We start from the raw sequence: 20820 nt of genomic DNA, 5'->3' as shown, positions 1-20820 counted from the left end.
CCCTCTCACCCCCACCCGCACCCCTCACCCTCGACTACGTCGGCTCCGGTCCGCCCACCTACGACGCCGAACCCACCGCGCTGCCCCCCGCCGACCCGGACGACCTCGACGACCTGGTCGCGGACACCGTGTTGGACGGGGCGCGGTACGGGACGAGCACGATCAGGGCCGTGTCCGTGCGGGGGGACTCCGCGCGGTTCCGGGGGGAGCCGCGGCGGGACTCGTTGCTGACCGCGCGGTTCGGGGTCGGGGAGCAGGCGTTGGTGCTGGTGGCGATGGCGACCGGGGCGCGGGCCACGCCGGGGGCGCATCGGGCCGCCGCCGAGGCCTGTCACTGGATCGGGCGGGCCGTCGGACGAAGTCACGCGCGGCTTGCCGAGGACATCCGCGCTGCCCGGCGCGGTGACCTCAAGTCCGGGCTGCACCGGCTCACCGACCGCAGCCTCGGCAAACTCCGCGCCAGCGCCGCCGAACAGGGCGTCGACCCGGAGGAGTACTCGGCCACCCTGCGCTGCCTCCTTCTCCCCGCCCACCCCGAGTGCCGTACCCGCGTCTTCTTCGGCGTCGGCCCCGGCGGACTGTTCCGGCTGCGGGACGGCGAGTGGCAGGACATCGAGCCCGCCGTCGGCGACACCACCGGCGAGGCCGTCGTCGGCTTCGGCTCGCAGCCCGCCGAGACTCCCGAGGGCGACCGGCTCACCATGGACCTCGGCATCCCGACGCCGCCGAGCCCGTACGAACCCGCCCCCGAACCGCCCCGCGAACCCTTCCGTTTCCGTGCCTCCGTCGCCCGCCCAGGCGACACCCTCCTCATGTGTACCGGCGGCCTTGCCGAACCCCTGCGCGGCGAGCCCGAGCTGTCCGCCCATCTGTCGGGGCGGTGGTCCGGTCCCACCCCGCCCGGACTCGCCGCGTTCCTCGCCGACACCCAAGTGCGGGTCAAGGGTTATGCCGACGACCGCACGGCCGCCGCCGTTTGGGAGGCGTGAGCGCCGAGGCTGTGAATTCATGGAACCCAGAGGGATCCGCAGGACACCGGAAACCGAAGGGCACGCGAGAACCATGGCCAAGCAGAACGTTGCCGAACAGTTCGTCGACATCCTCGTCCGCGCCGGAGTCAAGCGCCTCTACGGCGTCGTCGGCGACAGCCTCAACCCGGTCGTCGACGCGATCCGCCGCAACTCCGCCATCGACTGGATCCACGTCCGCCACGAGGAGACCGCCGCCTTCGCCGCCGGCGCCGAAGCCCAGATAACCGGAAAGCTCGCGGCCTGCGCCGGCTCCTGCGGCCCCGGCAACCTCCACCTCATCAACGGCCTCTACGACGCCCACCGCTCCATGGCCCCGGTCCTCGCCCTCGCCTCGCAGATCCCGTCCAGCGAGATCGGCCTCGGCTACTTCCAGGAGACCCACCCCGAGCGGCTCTTCCAGGAGTGCAGTCACTACAGCGAACTGATCTCCAACCCCAAGCAGATGCCCCGGCTCCTCCAGACCGCCATCCAGCACGCGATCGGGCAGAGCGGCGTCAGCGTCGTGTCGCTTCCCGGCGACATCGCCTCCGAACCCGCCCCGGACAAGGCCGCCGAGACCGCCCTCGTCACCTCCCGCCCCTCCGTCCGCCCCGGCGACGCCGAGATCGAGAAGCTCGTCGAGATGATCGACGAGGCGGACCGAGTCACGCTGTTCTGCGGCAGCGGCACGGCCGGCGCGCACGCCGAGGTGATGGAGTTCGCCGGAAAGATCAAGTCCCCGATCGGACACGCCCTGCGCGGCAAGGAATGGATTCAGTACGACAACCCGTACGACGTCGGCATGAGCGGTCTGCTCGGCTACGGCGCCGCCTACGAAGCCACCCACGAGTGCGACCTGCTGATCCTCATCGGCACCGACTTCCCGTACAACGCCTTCCTCCCCGACGACGTGAAGATCGCCCAGATCGACGTACGGCCCGAACACCTCGGCCGGCGTTCGAAGTTGGACCTCGCGGTGTGGGGCGACGCGAAGGAGACGCTGCGCTGTCTCATCCCGCGGGTGAAGCCGAAGGGGGACCGGAAGTTCCTCGACCGGATGCTCAAGAAGCACGCCGACGCGCTGGAGGGGGTCGTCAAGGCGTACACGCGGAAGGTCGAGAAGCACGTCCCGATCCACCCCGAGTACGTGGCCTCCGTCCTCGACGAACTCGCCGACGAGGACGCCGTGTTCACCGTCGACACCGGGATGTGCAATGTCTGGGCCGCCCGCTACATCACGCCCAACGGGCGGCGCCGCGTCATCGGTTCGTTCTCCCACGGGTCGATGGCCAACGCGCTGCCTATGGCGATCGGCGCCCAGTTCACCGACACGGAGCGGCAGGTCGTCTCGATGTCGGGCGACGGCGGATTCTCCATGCTGATGGGCGACTTCCTCACCCTCGTCCAGTACGACCTGCCGGTGAAGGTCGTCCTGTTCAACAACTCCTCTTTGGGCATGGTCGAGTTGGAGATGCTGGTCGCCGGTCTCCCGTCGTACGGCACCACCAACAAGAACCCCGACTTCGGCGCCGTGGCGCGGGCGTGCGGTGCGTATGGAGTGCGGGTCGAGAAGCCCAAGGATCTCGAAGGCGCCCTGAAGGCGGCCCTCAAGCACAAGGGCCCGGCTCTCGTCGATGTCGTCACCGACCCCAACGCCCTGTCCATCCCCCCGAAGATCAGCGCCGAGATGGTGACGGGCTTCGCGCTCTCGGCGTCAAAGATCGTGCTGGACGGGGGAGTTGGACGCATGCTGCAGATGGCCCGGTCCAACATCAGGAACGTGCGGGGCCTCTAACCGTCGTACGGCGCCCAGCCCTTCGCCGAGTACCAGTAGTGCGGCAGGCCCTTGATGCTCGTCGTGCGGAACGGCTTGCCGTGGTCGTCGATGCGGAGCGTGCCCGTGCGGCCCTGGGAGGACCAGTCGAGTTCGAGGTACCAGCGGCAGTCGCAGGTCTGCGTCTGCGCCTTCACCAGCAGCACCTCCGGGTCCTGCGCGGAGACCCGGTACGGCAGGTGCAGTGCAGGGGTCCGGTTGCCCAGGTCGTCGCTTCCGGCGGCCGGGAGGGCGAGGGGACGGCGGGCGTCCAGGTTCACCCCGAAGTAGCGGGGGACGAGGCCTCCGCCGCAGCCCTGGTCCATCGCGTAGGCGGTGCCGTGCGCGGGGGCGGTGCGCCCTACGACCCGTACGCGCAGCGCCTCCAGGACGACCGCCGTGGACGTCCGCCCCTGCACCGAGATCTCGATGTTCGTGTCGTGCCCGTGCACCGCGTGCTGTTTCGCCGCCCAGGCCCCGGCGTTCTCCGGGGCCGGTGGCGGCGGAACCTGCGCGGGTGACTTGTCCACGACGTAGTCGTGGCTGCAGTGGATCGTCCACACCTGGGAGTTGGCGGTCCAGGTGAGGGGAGCGGGGAGAGCACGCGGTGATGCCTTCGGCTTGGCCGTGTCGTGGGTGGACACCGCCGACAGGGTGCCCCACGCGGCGAGCGTCGCGCACACCACGGCGGCGGTGAGCGTCAGGCGCCGGCGGTACCAGGGCCTCCTGCGCGGCGGCTCGGGTGCCTCGTCCGGAACCGGTTCCGGTAGCGGGTTCTCCGCCGGTGTCGCGGCAACCCGGGGCCGCTGTCGCGCCGCCACCGCCAGGATCCAGTACCGGTGCAGCTCCAGCCGTTCCTCCGGCGCTGCCTCGCACAGTGCCGCGAAGCGTTCCACGGGGGCGAAGTCGAGGGGGACCGCCTCGCCGACGCAGTAGCGGTGCAGGGTCGACGCGTTCATGTTCAGGCGGCGGGCCAGCTGGCTGTAGCTGCGGTCCGTGCGTGCCTTCAGGCGGCGCAGCAGTGCCGCGAACTCCTCGACGTCCTTGTCGTTGGCCTCGCCCGACACCGTGCCCCCGTGCGTGTCGCGTCCCGGGACGGCATCCCAGGCACTCCACATATGAGGAGGTCAGCGGGGGTGGGACGGTTCCACCGTTGCGGGGTCGGTGTCGGTCGTTGCGGTCGCCGCCGCCTGGCGCCGAAGCTCGGTACGACCACAGCACGGCACCGATCCGAAACGGGGACCACACGTGAACAGCAAGAAGGCCACGCGCCGCACCGCCCTCGCCGCCGGCCTCGCCCTCGCCCTCGGGCTGGGCGTGGCGGCACAGGCCTCCGCCGGCGCCCCGCGCAGCGTGAGCGGCTCGCCGGACGACAACATCACCCGCATCGCCGACTTCTACGGCGCCTACGTCGACGCCGAGAGCGACCTCGACAGCGGCGGCGGCAAGCTGGCCACGGAGCTGCGCAAGTACTACCTCACCCCCGCCTACCTGAAGAAGCTGAGGGCCTGGGAGAACAAGAACCACGCGGACGGCGTCCTCCAGGCGCAGAACACCCCCATGCGCTGGAAGGTCACCGACAACGGCACCGCCGACCACACCGAGGCCACCGTCACCCTCACCTGGGGCGGCGGTGTCACCACCAAGCTGATCGTCGACATGACCCGCACGACCCACAAGATCTTCCACATCGGCACGAAGGGGATCGGCGGCAAGTAGGCCCCGTAGAGGAGCCGTTCGCGGTTTCTGAACGGCTGATTCCGGCCAGTTTCGCGGAGGCTGGGCCTCGGGGGAGGTCCGGGGGGACCAACCGTCCCACGCCTTCGCGGACTACGGCCGGATCGGCAGCCGCGCATCGGCAGTCGGTTCGATCGTCGGTGGTCAGGACGTCACGGGGTGTCTGGTCCCGGTGCCGGGAGCCGCGGCAGCCCGGAGGGGAACGCCCCGACCGCCCCACCCGGGTCGCATCCTCCGTACGGTGGCCGTTCGACCGTACGGACGGCATCGCCCCCGAATCCTCCGCCCCGCGGGACTCGGCGCAACTGTGGCCGAACACCCGGTCGTTGTCACTTCGACATGACTGCCCTGTTCCCGACGAGGGCATGGATCCCCGTGAACGTGTTCGAGCAGGAGGGAACCGGAAACCGGCGTGCAGGCGGGGGTCATGAAGAGGCAAGCACGAGGGGGCGGTCCCATGGCGATCGGGGCCTCCTCGGCGAAAGCGGTGGAGGACAAGGCCGACAGCGCCACGGAACCGGCGCAGCCGCCTCAACTGAGGCGCAGACTCGGACGCGCGGACCTGCGGGCGGTGCCCGAAGCCCGGAGGGCGTTGCGTGAACTGTTACGGCACTGGGGGAGGCCGGGACGATCGGAGATAGCGGAGCTGCTCACGAGTGAGCTCGTCACCAACGCGCTGATCCACACCGACCACGACGCCGTACTGACGGCGACCGTCGGACCCCGTGGACTGCGCGTGGAGGTACGGGACTTCGTGGCCCGCAGGCCAAGACTGCGCGTACCGAACGCCGACGACGGTACGCACGGGCGGGGCCTGATCCTGGTGCAGTCCCTCGCGGACGCCTGGGGAGTGTCGGCCCACGGCGTGGGCAAGTCCGTCTGGTTCGAGCTGGATTCCGAGGCGGCATGAGCAACGGGACGGGGGCGGCGTCCAGTTGGAAGCCGCCCCCGTCCCGTTGTCGCCCGGTCCCGGATGTCAGTGCTCAGCTCAGCCGAACTGCTGCTCCAGGTCCTTGAGCTTGCGCTCGAGGGAGTCGAGTCGCGGCAGGGCCATGGTGTCGTCCTCGGCGGTGAGGTCGACGGTTATCGGGTCAGATGCCCCGCGGACTGGCTGGAGTGAGGGACGCGTGCGAACCGGCAGCTGTTCCGGCGTCGATAGAGCAGGCTCCGCGGAGGGCTGCGAGGAGCCGCGCTCCAGGGCCTGCGGTTCCGGCGTCCGGCCGCGGCCGATGAGGCCGCGCTGGCCCCGGCTTATGGCCTTGAGCTGGGCCCGCTCGATCCGCTGCTGGTCGCGCCGGCGCAGTCGGGTCTCCTCCTTCTTCGCCTTGTCCTCGCGCACCTCGTCGACCGCCTCGTCCAGGCTGCGCACGTTCTCCAGGAGCATCAGCGACCAGGCGCTGTAGGTCTCCCTGGGGGCCCGCAGCCAGCGGACGATACGGATCTGCGGCAGCGGACGCGGCACCAGACCCTGCTCGCGCAGTGCGGCCCGTCGGGTCTGCTTCAGCGCGCGGTCGAAGAGGACCGCGGCCGACAGCGACATGCCGGAGAAGAACTGCGGAGCGCCCGCGTGGTCGACACCCCTGGGCGCGTGCACCCAGTTGAACCAGGCGGCCGCGGCCGCGAACGTCCACACGAGTATGCGCGAGCCGAGGGCCGCGTCACCGTGGCTGGCCTCACGCACGGCGAGGACGGAGCAGAACATGGCCGCGCCGTCGAGGCCGAACGGGACGAGGTACTCCCAGCCGTCGGTGAGGCCGAGGTTCTCCTGGCCGAAGCCGACCAGTCCGTGGAAGGAGAGTGCCGCGGCGACCGCCGCACAGCAGAACAGAAGGACGTAGGAGGCGATGCCGTATATGGCCTCCTTGCGCCTGCGGCGCTCCTCCGTGCGCTCCCACGAGTCGTCTTTCGCGTGCTCCCCGCCGGACCGCTTGCTCCGCGCGAGCACCGCCACCGCCGCCAGCATGCCCAGGAGCAGTACGGCGCCGGGAAGCAGCCAGTTCAGCGATATGTCGGTCAGTCTCATCTGGGGTCCCTTGCATTGGGATAGGGCGTAACGCCCGCCATAGTGGCCCAATCCCAACGGCCCTCAGGCGTTTTCGGGGCAAGAGGCCGCCAAGGAGGTGCAAGGGGATGCCCAGGGCGGCTTTCTGCTCGAACTGCCGCTTGAGGGGCGGGAGTTGAGTTCGAATAAGACTACCCGTACGGGTGGTTCCACGGAAAGTTCCTGCGACAAGTGAGGAAGTTGTGAAGCACCTGTAACCGAACGGACGTCTCGTTCGCGGCTGATCCTAGCGGGCCCCGAGGGGAGTGTGCGACTGAGGGTCCCTCAACTCGCCGCGGCGGCCAGCAGCTTGGTGACCCGCTCCGTCTCGCAGGTGCGCGGACAGGTGGCGCAGGCGTCCTCCGCGTCCAGCGTGTAGTACATGCAGCAGCTCGCCCGGTCCCGGGTGGACAGCGACTCCCCGTTCGGGCCGGTCACCTCGCGGAACGCGGCCGATCCGACGTACGGCTTGGTCGCGCCCGGCAGCAGCCGCTCCAACTCCCGTACCGCCCGCGGCTGTTCGCCGAAGAGATCGGCGACGTACCAGATCCCCTCCACGATCTCGTCGGTCGCCATGCCCCACAGGGCCCGGCCCCGCCGTCGCATCCGCGGCCCGAACCCGGCCAGCACCGGCTCCATGTGCTCGGCGACCGCGGCCCGCACCTCCGCCCGCAGCGCCTCCTCGTCCGCGACCACCCGCGCGCCGGGCAGCGCCGCCGCCGGGTCGCCGGGCAGACAGGCGAAGGAGTCGGCACGGACGACCAGGTGGCCCATGTCGAGACCGGCGGCTGTGCGGTCGTAGGAGACGTGGGTGACGGGGAGGCGGGGGACGCGGCGGTGGAGGAACCACGGGACGGTGAACAGGAGGACGACCGGCCAGGCGTAGCGGTGCAGGCCGAAGGTGGCTATCACGTCCGGGCGGCCCGCACGGCCGTGGTCGCGCAGGACCTGGGCGTCGTCCCAGGCCAGGAATGCCTCCAGGCCCGCGCCGCCCTCCGCGAGTGCGGCGGCGGAGGCCCAGCCGCCGCCGGTGGGGGCGGGTTGTCCGGGGGTCAGTTCGGTGATCGTGAGCCCGGGGATGACCTCGGTGAGGCGGGCGTACGCGTCCGCTACGGCCGAAGAGGGCAGGGGCATGCCGGGACCACCGATTCGCCGTTGGTTTAGAGGTAAGGCTTACCTTACCCAACAGGTATGGGATTTGAACTAGTCCGATCTGCGCCTAAGGTGCTTGACGGACGAGTAACAAGACGCCGTAATGACCCCAAGTACCGACACGTCCGGAGGAGGACCCGTGAAGCAGGGCACGCAGAGCTCCACCGGGACCGGAATTCCGGATGCGCCTGCCCGAGGTTCCCGGGTGCCGCCGCAGCAGCGCGCCGCCGATGTGGACCGGAACCGGGATCTCGGTGACGGCGCCGGTGCGGTGCGCGGTGAGCACACGCACAGCGAGACGCCGATCCCGCGCCCCCGCACGGTCGTCCAGCGTTCCTCCGTGCGCGGGCAGATCCTGGACGCCCTGCGCACCGCGCTCGTCGGCGGCGAACTGACCCCCGGCGAGGTCTACTCCGCGCCCGCGCTCGGCGACCGGTTCGGCGTCTCCGCCACCCCCGTCCGCGAGGCCATGCAGCAGCTCGCCGCCGAGGGCGCCGTCGAGGTCGTACCGAACCGGGGTTTCCGCGTGATCGAGCGCGGCGCCCGGGAACTCGCCGAGCTGGCGGAGATCCGCGCCCTGATCGAGGTCCCCGTGATGCTCCGGCTCGCCCGTACGGTGCCCGCCGCGCGCTGGGCGGGTCTGCGCCCGCTCGCCGAGGGGACCGTCCGCGCCGCGTCCTCCGGGTGCCGGGCGACGTACGCCGAGTCCGACCGGGCCTTCCACTGCGCCCTCCTCTCCCTCTCCGGGAACGAGCAGCTCGTCCAGATCGCCGAGGACCTGCACCGCCGTGCCCAGTGGCCGCTGGTCGGCGGCCCGGTCACGCGCGGGCGGGCCGACCTCCTGGCGGACGCGTCCGAACACCTCGCGCTCCTGGAGGCGTTGGTCGCGGGGGAGTGGGACGTGGTGCAGTCACTGGTGCGGGAGCACTTCGCGGGAGCCGCGTGAATCCGAATATGTGACTCCGGTCACGAGCGGGTCCGGGTCCGGCGACCGTGGCCCGCACCGGGAACCCGCCCGGTCGGCGGTGACGTGCCCCACGGAAAGGGATGACCGTTCCATGGGGGAGAGCGCCGATGTTTCCGAATCCGGGCCAGCAGGCCGCACAGCGAGGCGCCGAACAGTCCGCACGCCGGGCGGCAGAGGACGGGATGCGGGCCGCACAGGCAGGAGCCCGGCGCGGCCACTCCCGTTCCGGCGGCGGCCTGTTGAGCTTCCTTCTGCTCGTCGCCGTCGTGGTGTTGGTCGCCCGCGACCCCGAACTCCGGGCGTCCGTCCTGCAGTTCGTCCACCACATCGTGAACGTCGTGCAGAACCGGACCAGCGGCTCCTGACCTACGCCGTGGCCGCCCCGGGCGCCGGCACCGCCAACTGCCGTGCCAACCAGGTCGGTACACCGCCGAGCAGCCGGAACAGCCGGCGCGCCTCCTCGCGCAACCGGGACGCCTCCGGCTCGACCTCGGCGTCCGCGAGCGACGCGAGGGCCGGGGCCGTACCGACGAGGTAGCCCAACTCCTCCCGGATCCGCAGCGATTCGGCGAAGCCGTGCCGGGCCTCCGCCAACTCCCCGTCCCGCAGGGCGAGTCCGGCCAGATGGCGCCAGGTGAACGACAGCAGCAGCGGGTCGGCGTGATCGGCGGCCCCGGCGTGTGCGCGCCGGTACGCGGCCCGCGCGGCCTGTGGCGAACGCGCCAGGTTCTCCGCGAGCAGGCCCCGCCGAAAGTCCAGCAGCGCCCGCCCCGCACCGCCCGGCGGGATCAGCGCCGCCGCCCGCCCGAGCGCGGCCCGTGCCTCGTCGGCCCGGTCGCGGACCCCGTGCAGCGTCGCGGCGTAGGCGAGTTGGCCGCGCTCGCAGGCCGCTGCGCCCCGCTCGTCGTCGCTGTGGGCCAGCGCCTCCGCCGTACGCAGCGCGTCCTCGGCCTCCTCCCAGCCCTGCTCGGTGTAGAGACACCGCTCCACGAGCAGCGAGGTCCGCTGAAGGGCCGGCGCCGCGGTGTCGGGCCGTAGCAGCGCCGCCGCGTCGGCCCAGCAGGCCCGCGAGCGCAGCCGCCACACCGCGGTCTGGAGGGGATCGTCACCTTCGGTCGTTCCGTGTCCAGACATGGCGGAATGCGCCACGTTGCCCTCCCCGAGCACACCATTGAGCTGTTGAGTGCTGGCATCTCAGCACGGATCGCACGGCCCGGCCAAGAGGGTGGGTGAAAGAATTCACAAAGTCGTGGGATCTTCGGGTCAGCTCATCCGCAGTGCCAGGAAGAAATCCAGCTTGTCCTCGAGGCGCGAGAGGTCCCGACTCGTCAACTGCTCGATCCTGCCGACCCGGTAGCGCAGCGTGTTGACGTGCAGGTGCAGCCGGGTCGCACAGCGCGTCCACGAGCCGTCGCACTCCAGGAACGCCTCCAGCGTCGGGATCAGCTCCGCGCGGTGCCTGCGGTCGTAGTCGCGCAGCGGGTCGAGCAGGCGCGCGGTGAACGCCCGCCGCACGTCGTCCGGCACGAAGGGGAGGAGGAGGACGTGCGAGGCCAGTTCCTGGTGCCCGGCGGCGCACACGCGCCCCGGACGCGCCGCCGCCACCCGCCGCGCGTGCCGCGCCTCCTCCAGCGCCCCGCGCAGCCCCTCCGCCGAGTGCACCGCCGCGCTCACCCCGAGCGTGACCCGCCCGTCGTCGTCGAGCCCGGCCGACAGCGGATCCCGTACGGCCTCCAGGAGCACGTCCGCGTGGATGCCGGACTCGGAACCGTCGTGCTCCGCCGAAACGGCCGGCAGCGGTACGAGCGCGATCGCCTCGTCACCCGAGTGGGCCACGGCGATCCGGTCGGAGGGCTCGGGGCCCGTCGTCAGGGGGTCGACGAGGATCTCCTCCAGGAGCGCCTGGGCGACCGGACCCGCCTCGATGTCCGCGCCCTCCCACTCGACCCGGGCCACGACCACCTGCCAGTGCGGGGCCGCCCCCAGCCCGGGCAGCAGCACGGGAGCGGCGACCCGCAGGCGCGCGGCGATCTCGGCCGGCGCGGCACCCGTCTGGACCAGCTCCAGGACTTCCTGTGCGAGCCGTCTGCGGACCGTGCGCGCCGCGTCCCGCCGATCCCGCTCGACCGCGATCAGCTGCGTGACGCCCTGGAGCAGGTCCAGCCGCTCGTCCGGCCAGTCCCCGGCGTCCGCCTCGACCGCGAGCAGCCAGTCCGACAGCACCGTCTCGCGCACGTCCCGCGCCCCTTGTGTGGGACGCCCGCCGCCGCGGACCGGGAAGAGCGAGTACGTCGAGCCGCCCAGCGCCAGCCGGTGCGGTCCCCGGCGGCCCGTGCGGGCGGCGGCCAGCTGCTCGGCGGCCAGCTTCGCGCACACGTCGGCGGGCAGCGCGGGCCCCGACACCTTCGAGCCCGCGATGAGCCGCCCGGTCGGCGACAGCACCCACGCCCGCAGGTCCAGGTCGGAGCCGAGGAGATCCAGGACCACGTCCGGGCCGCCCCCCGCAGGCCCCGAGGTCATCATCCGGCGATGCCGGTCCACCACGGCCGCGAGGTCACCGGCCCGCTCGCCGGACACCTGCCGTACGACGTGCTCGGTGATCGTCGCGAACGCCACCGACTCGTTCACCGCGAACAGCGGCAGCCGGTGCTTGGCGCAGACGGCTATCAGGTCGTCCGGGATGTCCCCCAGCTCGGCCTCGCCGGCGGCCAGCGCGGCCACTCCGGCGGACACCAGGAGTCGTACGAACGGCTCGGTGTCGGAGGCGTCGCGGCGCCAGGCCAGACCGGTCAGGACCAGCTCGCCGCCCGAGAGATAGCGGCTGGGGTCCCGCAGGTCGGTGGTCATCACCCCGCGTACCGTGCGGTCCAGCTCGTCCTCGCCGCCGAGCAGCCGCAGCCCCAGCGCATCGGTGTCCAGAAGTGCGCGCAGCCGCATCGCCGTCGCCGCCGTTCTTTGTCTAGAAAACTACGATGAACCAAGAGGTTCTGTGGGTGCGGGGCCGTGCGGGGCTGTTTCCCACGTTTCCACAGGGAATCGGAGGGGTTACTGATGACCTCCGTTCATATGAATCTACAAGATGCCCGCCCTGGCCAGCCAACTCCTTCATGGTTTCCGTGACTGACCCGCTCCGCGCACGGCGCTGTGTACTGACCTCACGCTGCATTAACAGCACATGAACGAGCCGGGCCCGCCGCACACGAACTGGCTTGATCCGTACGACCCACGAGACGAAGAAGAGAGCCGGTCATGGACTTCCTTCGCCCCGCCAGCTGGGAGGAGGCGCTCGCCGCTAAGGCCGAGCACCCCACCGCTGTGCCCATCGCGGGCGGCACCGATGTGATGGTCGAGATCAACTTCGACCACCGCCGGCCCGAGTACCTCCTCGACCTGAACCGCATCGGCGATCTCTACGAGTGGGAGGTCGGCGCGGACAGCGTGCGGCTCGGGGCCTCGGTCCCGTACACCCGGATCATGGAGAACCTGCGCGGCGAGCTGCCGGGCCTCTCCCTCGCCTCGCACACGGTCGCCTCCCCGCAGATCCGCAATCGCGGCGGCGTCGGCGGCAACCTCGGCACCGCCTCCCCGGCCGGCGACGCCCACCCCGCGCTCCTCGCGGCCGGCGCCGAGGTCGAGGCCGAGTCGGTGCGCGGCACCCGGCTCATCCCGATCGACGAGTTCTACACCGGCGTGAAGCGCAACGCGCTCGCGCCCGACGAGCTGATCCGCGCCGTCCACATCAAGAAGGCGGACGGCCCGCAGCAGTACTCGAAGGTGGGCACACGGAATGCCATGGTCATCGCCGTCTGCGCCTTCGGGCTCGCTCTGCACCCCGCCACCCGCACGGTCCGTACCGGCATCGGATCGGCCGCGCCGACCCCCGTCCGGGCGAAGGCCGCCGAGGAATTCCTGAACGCGGCGCTCGACGAGGGCGGCTTCTGGGACAACGGCCGGATCATCACCCCGTCGGTCGCCAAGCAGTTCGCGGACCTGTGCTCCGCCGCCTGCAACCCGATCGACGACGTCCGGGGTACGGCCAGCTACCGCCGGCACGCGGTCGGCATCATGGCCCGCCGCACCCTGACCTGGACCTGGGAGTCGTACCGCGGCACTGACGGCCGCTCCATCGAGAAGGGGAGTGTCGCCTGATGCGCGTCAATTTCACGGTCAACGGCCGCCCGCAGGAAGCGGACGACGTGTGGGAGGGCGAGTCCCTGCTGTACGTGCTGAGGGAGCGCATGGGCCTCCCAGGTTCGAAGAACGCCTGCGAGCAAGGGGAGTGCGGTTCCTGCACCGTCCGGCTGGACGGCGTTCCGGTGTGTTCGTGTCTGGTCGCGGCCGGTCAGGTCGAGGGCCGCGAGGTCGTCACCGTCGAGGGGCTCGCGGACTACGCCCGGCAGCGGGTATGTGGTGCGGAAAAGTGTGACACTTCCGCGAAAAGTGACACACTTTCTCAGGGTGGGTCCCCGACCTGGCACCCCAAGCCGACCGACTCCCAGACCGGCGAGGGCACCGAACTCGCCCCCATCCAGCAGGCGTTCATCGACGCCGGCGCCGTCCAGTGCGGCTTCTGCACCCCCGGTCTCCTCGTCGCCGCCGACGAGATGCTGGAGCACAACCCGAACCCGACCGACGCGGACATCCGCGAGGCGCTCTCGGGCAACCTGTGCCGCTGCACCGGCTACGAGAAGATCATGGACGCGGTCCGCCTCGCGGCCGCCCGGCAGGGAGAGGCGGTCTGACATGCCCGTCAAAGGCACCCCCATCGGCACTCCCACCAAGGTCACCCAGGGTTCGAAGACCAAGGGCGGCATCGGCGAGTCCACGCTCCGCCCGGACGGCACCCTCAAGGTCACCGGCGAGTTCGCGTACTCCTCCGACATGTGGCACGAGGACATGCTCTGGGGCCAGATCCTGCGCTCCACGGTCGCGCACGCCGAGATCGTCTCCATCGACACGGTCGAGGCGCTGAAGACCCCGGGCGTCTACGCCGTCATGACGTACGACGACCTGCCGACCGACGTGAAGAACTACGGCCTGGAGATCCAGGACACCCCGGTTCTCGCGCACGGCAAGGTCCGCCACCACGGCGAGCCGGTCGCGATCGTCGCCGCCGACCACCCGGAGACCGCCCGCCGCGCAGCCGCGAAGATCAAGGTCGAGTACCGCGAACTCCCGGTCATCACCGACGAGTTGTCCGCGACCGCGCCGGACGCGATCCTCATCCACGAGGGCCGCGACGACCACCACATCGGCCATGTCCCGCACCCGAACATCGTCCACCGCCAGCCGATCATTCGCGGTGACGTGGCGGCTGCCCGGGAGCGCGCCGACTTCATCGTCGAGGGCGAGTACACCTTCGGCATGCAGGACCAGGCGTTCCTGGGCCCGGAGTCCGGTCTCGCCGTACCCGCCGAGGACGGCGGCGTCGACCTCTACATCGCCACCCAGTGGCTGCACTCCGACCTGCGCCAGATCGCGCCCGTGCTCGGCCTGCCCGAGGACAAGGTCCGCATGACGCTCTCCGGCGTCGGCGGCGCGTTCGGCGGTCGCGAGGACCTGTCGATGCAGATCCACGCCTGCCTGCTGGCCCTGCGCACCGGCAAGCCGGTGAAGATCGTCTACAACCGCTTCGAGTCCTTCTTCGGCCACGTCCACCGCCACCCCGCCAAGCTCTATTACGAGCACGGCGCGACGAAGGACGGCAAGCTCACCCACCTCAAGGCCCGGATCGTCCTGGACGGCGGCGCCTACGCGTCGGCCTCCCCGGCAGTCGTCGGCAACGCCTCCTCGCTCGGCGCCGGCCCCTACGTCATCGACAACGTCGACATCGAGGCCATCGCCCTCTACACCAACAACCCGCCCTGCGGCGCGATGCGCGGCTTCGGCGCGGTCCAGGCGTGCTTCGCCTACGAGGCCCAGATGGACAAGCTCGCCGACAAGGTGGGCATGGACCGGGTCGCGTTCCGTCAGCTCAACGCGATGGAACAGGGCACCGTCATGCCGACCGGTCAGGTCGTCGACTCCCCGGCGCCCGTCGCCGAACTCCTGCGCCGCGTCAAGGCGATGCCCATGCCGCCCGAGCAGCAGTGGCTCGCGGCCGGAGAGGCCGCGGACGTACGGCAGTTGCCGGGCGGTCTGTCCAACACCACGCACGGCGAAGGCGTCGTACGCGGGGTCGGCTACGCGGTCGGCATCAAGAACGTCGGCTTCTCCGAGGGCTTCGACGACTACTCAACGGCCAAGGTCCGTATGGAGGTTGTCGGCGGCGAGGCGGTGGCGACCGTACACACCGCGATGGCGGAGGTGGGCCAGGGCGGTGTCACCGTCCACGCGCAGATCGCCCGCACCGAGCTGGGCGTCACCCAGGTGACGATCAACCCGGCCGACACACAGGTGGGTTCGGCGGGATCGACCTCGGCCTCCCGGCAGACGTACGTCACCGGCGGTGCCGTCAAGAACTCCTGCGAGCTGGTCCGCGAGAAGGTCCTGGAGATGGGCCGCCGCAAGCTCGGCACCTACCACCCGGCCTGGGCCACCGCCGAACTCCTGCTGGAGGGCGGCAAGATCGTCACCGACGCCGGTGAGGTCCTCGCCGATCTGGTGGACGTCCTCGAAGGCGAGGCCGTCGAGATCGAGGCCGAGTGGCGGCACCGGCCGACCGAGGCCTTCGACCTCCGTACCGGACAGGGCTTCGGGCACGTCCAGTACACCTTCGCCGCGCACCGCGCCGTCGTCGAGGTCGACACCGAACTCGGCCTGGTGAAGGTGATCGAGCTGGCCTGCGCGCAGGACGTCGGCAAGGCGCTCAACCCGCTGTCCGTCATCGGCCAGATCCAGGGCGGTACGACCCAGGGTCTCGGCATCGCGGTTATGGAGGAGATCATCGTCGACCCCAAGACCGCCAAGGTCAGGAACCCGTCCTTCACGGACTACCTGATCCCCACCATCCTCGACACGCCGACCATCCCGGTCGACGTGCTCGAACTCGCCGACGAGCACGCCCCGTACGGGCTGCGCGGCATCGGCGAGGCCCCCACCCTGTCGTCAACTCCGGCCGTCCTGGCGGCAATTCGGAACGCGACAGGGCTGGAACTGAACAGGACACCGGTACGCCCGGAGCACCTCACCGGTACGTGACCCTCCGGGTCCCTAGTTGTTCGTCTCGGGCCGTCCCCCGGGTCGTCCATCCCAAATCCCGCGCACCGCCGACGGCGGATGGCGGGTGCCCCTGTGAACCTTGGGAGATGGCCCCATGACCCAGCAGTCAGTGGAACCCAGGACCGCCGCCGAAGACGCGGGTGAAGGAACCCGCGTCCCGGCCGGCCGGTCCTGGCTCGACCGGTACTTCCACATATCCCGGCGGGGATCGACCGTCGCGCGTGAGGTGCGCGGCGGAGTCACCACCTTCATGGCGATGGCGTACATCCTGCTGCTCAACCCCCTGATCCTGTCCGGCAAGGACGTCGCGGGGGACACGCTCGGCCAGAAAGGGCTGATCACCGCGACCGCGTTCGCGGCGGCCTTCACCACCCTCCTGATGGGCTTCGTCGGCAAGGTGCCGCTGGCCCTCGCCGCCGGGCTCTCCGTCTCCGGTGTGCTCTCCTCGCAGGTCGCCCCGCAGATGACCTGGCCGCAGGCGATGGGCATGTGCGTGATGTACGGCGTGGTCATCATGCTGCTCGTCGTCACCGGGCTGCGCGAGATGATCATGAACGCGATTCCGCTCGCGCTGAAACACGGCATCACGATGGGCATCGGCCTGTTCATCGCGCTCATCGGCTTCTACAAGTCGGGCTTCGTGCACCAGGGCAAGGCGACCCCGCTCACCCTCGGCCCGGCGGGTGAACTCGCGGGCTGGCCCGTCCTGTTGTTCGCCGGCACCCTGCTCCTCATCTTCATGCTCCAGGCCCGCAACATGCCCGGCGCCATCCTCATCGGCATCATCAGCGGCACGGTCGTCGCCGCGGTCCTGAACGCCGCCGGGGTCATCGACCCCAAGCAGTGGGCGAGCGGCGCAGCCCCCGAGCTGCACGGCAGCGCGGTGTCCATGCCCGACTTCTCGCTCTTCGGCCATGTGGAGTTCGGCGGCTGGGGCAAGGTCGGCGCGATGACGGTCGGCATGATCGTGTTCACCCTCGTGCTGGCTGGCTTCTTCGACGCGATGGCCACCATCATCGGCGTCGGCACCGAGGCCCAACTCGCCGACGCCAAGGGCCGGATGCCGGGCCTGTCGAAGGCGCTGTTCATCGACGGTGCCGGCGGCGCGATCGGCGGCGTGGCGGGCGGCTCCGGCCAGACCGTCTTCATCGAGTCGGCGACTGGGGTAGGGGAGGGCGCGCGCACGGGCCTCGCCTCGGTGGTGACAGGCCTGTTCTTCGCGGCCTGTCTCTTCTTCACCCCGCTCACCGCGATCGTCCCGCAGGAGGTGGCGTCCGCCGCCCTGGTCGTCATCGGCTCGATGATGCTGATGAACGCCCGGCACGTGGACTGGGCCGACCGCGCCACCGCAATCCCCGTGTTCCTGACGGTAGTTGTGATGCCGTTCACGTACAGCATCACCGCGGGCGTCTCCGCGGGAGTCATCTCGTACGTCGCCATCAAGACCGCCCAGGGCAAGACACGGGAGATCGGCCCCTTCATGTGGGGCCTGACCGTCATCTTCCTCGTGTACTTCGCCCTCCACCCGGTGGAGAGCTGGCTGGGCGTGCACTAGCCCCCGCCCCAACTGCCCTTCCCCGCAACCCCGTTAGGAGACCGAGATGCTGGACATCGCCGAAGAGCTGCACCGGTGGGTCGAGCAGGGCCGCGACTTCGCCGTCGCCACCGTGGTGGCCGTCGGCGGCAGCGCACCCCGCCAGCCCGGCGCCGCCCTCGCGGTGGACACCGACGGCACGGCGATCGGCTCGGTCTCCGGCGGCTGCGTGGAAGGCGCGGTCTACGAACTGTGCCAACAGGCGTTGGCGGACGGCGAAACCGTCCTGGAGCGCTTCGGCTACAGCGACGAGGACGCCTTCGCCGTCGGCCTGACCTGCGGCGGAGTCATCGACATCCTCGTCACACCGGTACGGGCGGCGGACCCCGCCCGCCCGGTGGTCACCACCGCACTGTCCGCCGCCACCCGACGGGAGGCGGCGGCACTGGCCCGGATCATCTCCGGCCCGGCCGAACTCCTCGGCCACGCACTCGTCGTACGCCCCGACGGCTCCTACGACGGCGGGTTCGGCGCCCACCCCGAACTGGACCGCACGGTCGCCGCCGAAGCCGGCGCCTGTCTGGACGCGGGCCGCACCGGCACCGTCGAGATCGGCGAGCAGGGCTCCCGCTGCGGGGCCCCGCTCACGGTCCTGGTCGAGTCCTCGGTCCCGCCGCCCCGGATGATCGTGTTCGGCGCGATCGACTTCGCCTCCGCACTGGTCCGCATCGGCAAGTTCCTGAACTACCACGTGACGGTGTGCGACGCCCGCCCCGTCTTCGCCACACCGGCCCGCTTCCCCGACGCCGACGAGATCGTCGTCGAGTGGCCCCACCGGTACCTGGAGCGCACGGACGTCGACGCGCGCACCGTCCTGTGCGTCCTCACCCACGACGCCAAGTTCGACGTACCGCTGCTCCGACTCGCCCTGCGCCTCCCGGTCGCGTACGTCGGCGCGATGGGCTCCCGCCGCACCCACCTCGACCGCAACGAGCGCCTGCGCGAAGTCGGCGTCACGGAGCTGGAGTTGGCGCGGCTGAGGTCCCCGATCGGCCTCGACCTCGGCGCCCGCACCCCCGAGGAGACGGCCCTGTCGATCGCCTCGGAGATCGTCGCCAACAGGCGTGGCGGCAGCGGCATTTCACTCACCGGCGCGCACACGCCGATCCACCACGACGGGACGTCGGCGACGGTGGGGCGGATCGGATCGGTGGCCTGAACGGCGCGGGTCAGCGCGTTGCGGGCGGTCGTACGGAGAAGGCCGTGTCGCCCGCCACGGCCACGAGCGCGTCCTTGACGAGCAGGACGTACGGGGCGGTGTCGTCCGTCGAGTCGCCGGCGTTCGCCAGTGCGGACGTACGCCACTTGACGGCTCCGGTGCTCCGGTCCAGGGCCAGCAGCCGGCCGAACTGGTTCGAGAAGTAGAGCCTGTCGAACTTCGCCGAGAACACCGGCGTCGACAGGTTCTCGGTGTCCGTCTCCCGTTGCCACAGCCGCGTGCCGTCGGCCGCGCGGACGGCGGTGACCGTGCCGTTCGGGCGGACGAGGTAGATCACGTCCTTGACCAGGGTGGCCGTGCCGCGCGTGCCGGCCGGCAGGGCGATCCGCTCGATCGCGCCGGTGCTCGGGTTCACCCGGTCCAGGGCGGTGTACAGCTGGTCCGGGGAGCTGCCGAAGACCTCCGGCGCCAACTTCGGCGCCAGGAACAGCAACCGGCCCTTGTCGACGCCCAACGGCCAAGCCCCCGTGGGGAGTTCGGCGATCTTCCGCTGCGTGCCGGTGGCGGGGTCGAGGCGTACCAGGACGAAATCGCCCTGGGAGGGATCGTCCTCGACCGTGCAGAGGGCGTACGGGGCGCCGCCCAGCACCGTCGGAGTGCAGGAGTTCCCGAGGTTCGACCAGATGGGCGCGCTCCACAGCTGGCGGCCCGACGCGTCGTAGGCCACGAACTTCGTCGCGTCCGTGTCCATCGCCAGGATCCCGCCGTCGAACAGGACGGGGTCCGTGTCGTCCCTGATCGGGTGGATCCACAGCCGGGTGCCGGTCTTCGCGTCCAGGGCGACCAGGCGCCGGGTGATGAAGGTGTCGTTCGAGTCGGGCTTGACGTAGGTGTAGACGTGCCCGTCCCGGACGCCGATGGGGAGCGATGTCTCGGGGCTGGTGCCCGACCGCCAGCGGACCCGGCCCGAGGCGGCGTCCAGCGCGGTGACCGTGGCGCCGGTACCGGCGCAGTACACGGTGGTACTGCCGCCCGCCAGACAGCCGGACTGGGTGTAGTCGAGGGGGTCGCCGGTCTGGGAGGTGAGCAGACTCGTCCGCCAGGTCCTCCAGCCCGCGGGCAGCGCCACGGCGGCGGTGGAGGCGGACGGCGAGAGCGCGTCGTACGGGCCCAGGTTCGTGTCGTCCGACGACCAGTGCAGGGCCGTGAGGCTGAGCCCCGCGACGGCGATCAGTGTGCCGAGAGCGACGAGGAGTCGCCGTCTTCGACGCGGGCGTTTGCTGCCCGGGACGGCCGTAGGGCCCACCGGGCGGGGGACCGCCCCTCGCGGGGGATCCGCCGCGGTGGTGGCGGTGGAATCGGACAGGGCGAGCAACATGCCGTGGAGTTCGGCCAGTTGGGGCCGGGCCGCCGCGTCCTTGTCCAGGCAGCGTTCCGCGATGCTCCGCAGCGGTTCGGACACTCCGTCCAAGCGGGGCTGCTCGTGCATGACTTGATAGCCCGTCAGGTACGGGCTGGCGCCGTCGAAGGGGCGGTTGCCGGTGGCCGCGTACACCAGCAGTGAGCCGAGCGAGAAGACGTCGGACGCGGCGGTGACGTCCCGGGGCGCGGCGAACTGTTCCGGGGACATGAAGGGCGGAGTCCCGATCAACCGACCGGTTACGGTGAGGGCTTGGTTGTCGGCGGCGCGGGAGATGCCGAAGTCGATGACCCGGGGCCCGTCCTCGGCGAGCAGGACGTTGCTGGGCTTCAAGTCCCGGTGCACGACACCGGCTTGATGGATGTCCCGCAGCGCCTCGACCAGCCCCAACGCCAGGGTGCGCAGCGCCTGCCCGCCCAACGGGCCGTCTTTTTCGATGGCTTCGGCGAGGGTGCGGCCGGGCACGTAGAGCGTGGCCATCCAGGGGACTTCGGCGTCCGGATCGGCGTCCACGACGGGAGCGGTGAACGCTCCGCTCACCCGGCGAACGGCGGCGATCTCCTGCCGGAAACGGGCCCGGAACTCCTCGTCCAGCGCGTACTGCGCGTGCACGACCTTGACCGCGACCTGACGTCCGGAGGCGGACCGTCCGAGATACACGACGCCCATCCCGCCGCTGCCCAGCCGGTCCACCAGCGCATAGCCGCCGATCGACTCCGTGTCCCCGGGGCGAAGCGACATGCGCCGGTCACCTTTCCTGATTCCC

General features: G+C 70.9%; 17 protein-coding genes. 11 read left to right on the top strand and 6 right to left on the bottom strand.

Going from position 1 to position 20820, the window contains the following annotated elements; all coding sequences use genetic code 11:
- A partial coding sequence (locus OO70_RS32620) for a protein phosphatase 2C domain-containing protein (RefSeq protein WP_043679079.1) occupies positions 1-989 on the top strand: 989 nt, incomplete at its 5' end.
- 73 nt (positions 990-1062) lie between these two features.
- Complete coding sequence (locus OO70_RS32615; RefSeq protein WP_043679076.1) at positions 1063-2805, top strand: pyruvate dehydrogenase; 1743 nt, start codon at positions 1063-1065, stop codon at positions 2803-2805.
- Here OO70_RS32615 and OO70_RS32610 read toward each other — a convergent pair.
- Entirely contained in the window at positions 2802-3941 is a 1140-nt protein-coding gene (locus OO70_RS32610) for a helix-turn-helix domain-containing protein (protein ID WP_106971803.1), read from the bottom strand. The genes OO70_RS32615 and OO70_RS32610 overlap by 4 nt on opposite strands.
- Positions 3942-4071: 130 nt before the next feature.
- On the opposite strand from OO70_RS32610, the gene OO70_RS32605 reads away from it, so the two are divergent.
- On the top strand, positions 4072-4542 hold the full coding sequence (locus OO70_RS32605) for a hypothetical protein (protein ID WP_043679073.1): 471 nt from the start codon (positions 4072-4074) through the stop codon (positions 4540-4542).
- 475 nt (positions 4543-5017) lie between these two features.
- Positions 5018-5470, top strand: coding sequence for an ATP-binding protein (locus OO70_RS32600; protein WP_234337001.1), 453 nt, complete (start codon positions 5018-5020; stop codon positions 5468-5470).
- Between the two features lie 78 nt (positions 5471-5548).
- Here OO70_RS32600 and OO70_RS32595 read toward each other — a convergent pair whose 3' ends face one another.
- Positions 5549-6583 carry a DUF2637 domain-containing protein gene (locus tag OO70_RS32595; protein ID WP_043679070.1) on the bottom strand — a complete coding sequence of 345 codons (1035 nt, stop codon included), beginning with the start codon at positions 6581-6583 and terminating at the stop codon, positions 5549-5551.
- Positions 6584-6886: 303 nt separating this feature from the next.
- A complete protein-coding gene (locus OO70_RS32590) occupies positions 6887-7735 on the bottom strand; it encodes a (2Fe-2S)-binding protein (protein WP_043679067.1) in 849 nt (282 codons plus the stop codon).
- 157 nt (positions 7736-7892) lie between these two features.
- On the opposite strand from OO70_RS32590, the gene OO70_RS32585 reads away from it, so the two are divergent.
- Both OO70_RS32585 and OO70_RS32580 read left to right on the top strand, forming a co-directional pair.
- Positions 7893-8699 carry a GntR family transcriptional regulator gene (locus OO70_RS32585; RefSeq protein ID WP_043679064.1) on the top strand — a complete coding sequence of 269 codons (807 nt, stop codon included), beginning with the start codon at positions 7893-7895 and terminating at the stop codon, positions 8697-8699.
- A gap of 128 nt (positions 8700-8827) precedes the next feature.
- Positions 8828-9085 (top strand): hypothetical protein, encoded by a 258-nt coding sequence (locus tag OO70_RS32580; RefSeq protein ID WP_043679061.1) that lies wholly within the window; start codon positions 8828-8830, stop codon positions 9083-9085.
- A gap of 1 nt (position 9086) precedes the next feature.
- On the opposite strand, the gene OO70_RS32575 is transcribed toward OO70_RS32580, so the two are convergent.
- Both OO70_RS32575 and OO70_RS32570 read right to left on the bottom strand, forming a co-directional pair.
- Entirely contained in the window at positions 9087-9869 is a 783-nt protein-coding gene (locus tag OO70_RS32575; RefSeq protein ID WP_043679180.1) for a hypothetical protein, read from the bottom strand.
- A 114-nt stretch (positions 9870-9983) separates the two neighbouring features.
- Positions 9984-11657: a PucR family transcriptional regulator gene (locus tag OO70_RS32570; protein ID WP_043679058.1), complete on the bottom strand. Its 1674-nt coding sequence runs from the start codon at positions 11655-11657 to the stop codon at positions 9984-9986.
- A 312-nt stretch (positions 11658-11969) separates the two neighbouring features.
- On the opposite strand from OO70_RS32570, the gene OO70_RS32565 reads away from it, so the two are divergent.
- The 5 genes from OO70_RS32565 to OO70_RS32545 all read left to right on the top strand — a co-directional run bounded on the left by OO70_RS32565 (position 11970) and on the right by OO70_RS32545 (position 18634).
- Positions 11970-12869, top strand: a complete 900-nt coding sequence (locus OO70_RS32565) for an FAD binding domain-containing protein (RefSeq protein WP_043679055.1) — start codon at positions 11970-11972, stop codon at positions 12867-12869.
- Positions 12869-13462 (top strand): (2Fe-2S)-binding protein, encoded by a 594-nt coding sequence (locus OO70_RS32560; protein WP_043679052.1) that lies wholly within the window; start codon positions 12869-12871, stop codon positions 13460-13462. Before OO70_RS32565 ends, OO70_RS32560 begins: the two co-directional genes overlap by 1 nt.
- Before the next feature lies 1 nt (position 13463).
- Entirely contained in the window at positions 13464-15860 is a 2397-nt protein-coding gene (locus tag OO70_RS32555; RefSeq protein ID WP_043679049.1) for a xanthine dehydrogenase family protein molybdopterin-binding subunit, read from the top strand.
- Between the two features lie 115 nt (positions 15861-15975).
- Positions 15976-17436: an NCS2 family permease gene (locus OO70_RS32550; RefSeq protein ID WP_043679046.1), complete on the top strand. Its 1461-nt coding sequence runs from the start codon at positions 15976-15978 to the stop codon at positions 17434-17436.
- A gap of 46 nt (positions 17437-17482) precedes the next feature.
- Positions 17483-18634, top strand: a complete 1152-nt coding sequence (locus OO70_RS32545) for an XdhC family protein (RefSeq protein WP_043679043.1) — start codon at positions 17483-17485, stop codon at positions 18632-18634.
- A 10-nt stretch (positions 18635-18644) separates the two neighbouring features.
- Here the strand turns inward: OO70_RS32545 and OO70_RS32540 are convergent, their stop codons facing one another.
- Complete coding sequence (locus tag OO70_RS32540) at positions 18645-20795, bottom strand: protein kinase domain-containing protein (protein WP_043679040.1); 2151 nt, start codon at positions 20793-20795, stop codon at positions 18645-18647.
- Positions 20796-20820 lie beyond the last annotated feature (25 nt).

Origin of the sequence: Streptomyces xylophagus (assembly GCF_000716435.1) — a bacterium.
GTDB classification, from domain to species: domain Bacteria; phylum Actinomycetota; class Actinomycetes; order Streptomycetales; family Streptomycetaceae; genus Streptomyces; species Streptomyces xylophagus.
The sequence above is the reverse complement of the archived record's forward strand: the minus strand, read 5'-3'. Positions and strand labels throughout refer to the sequence as shown.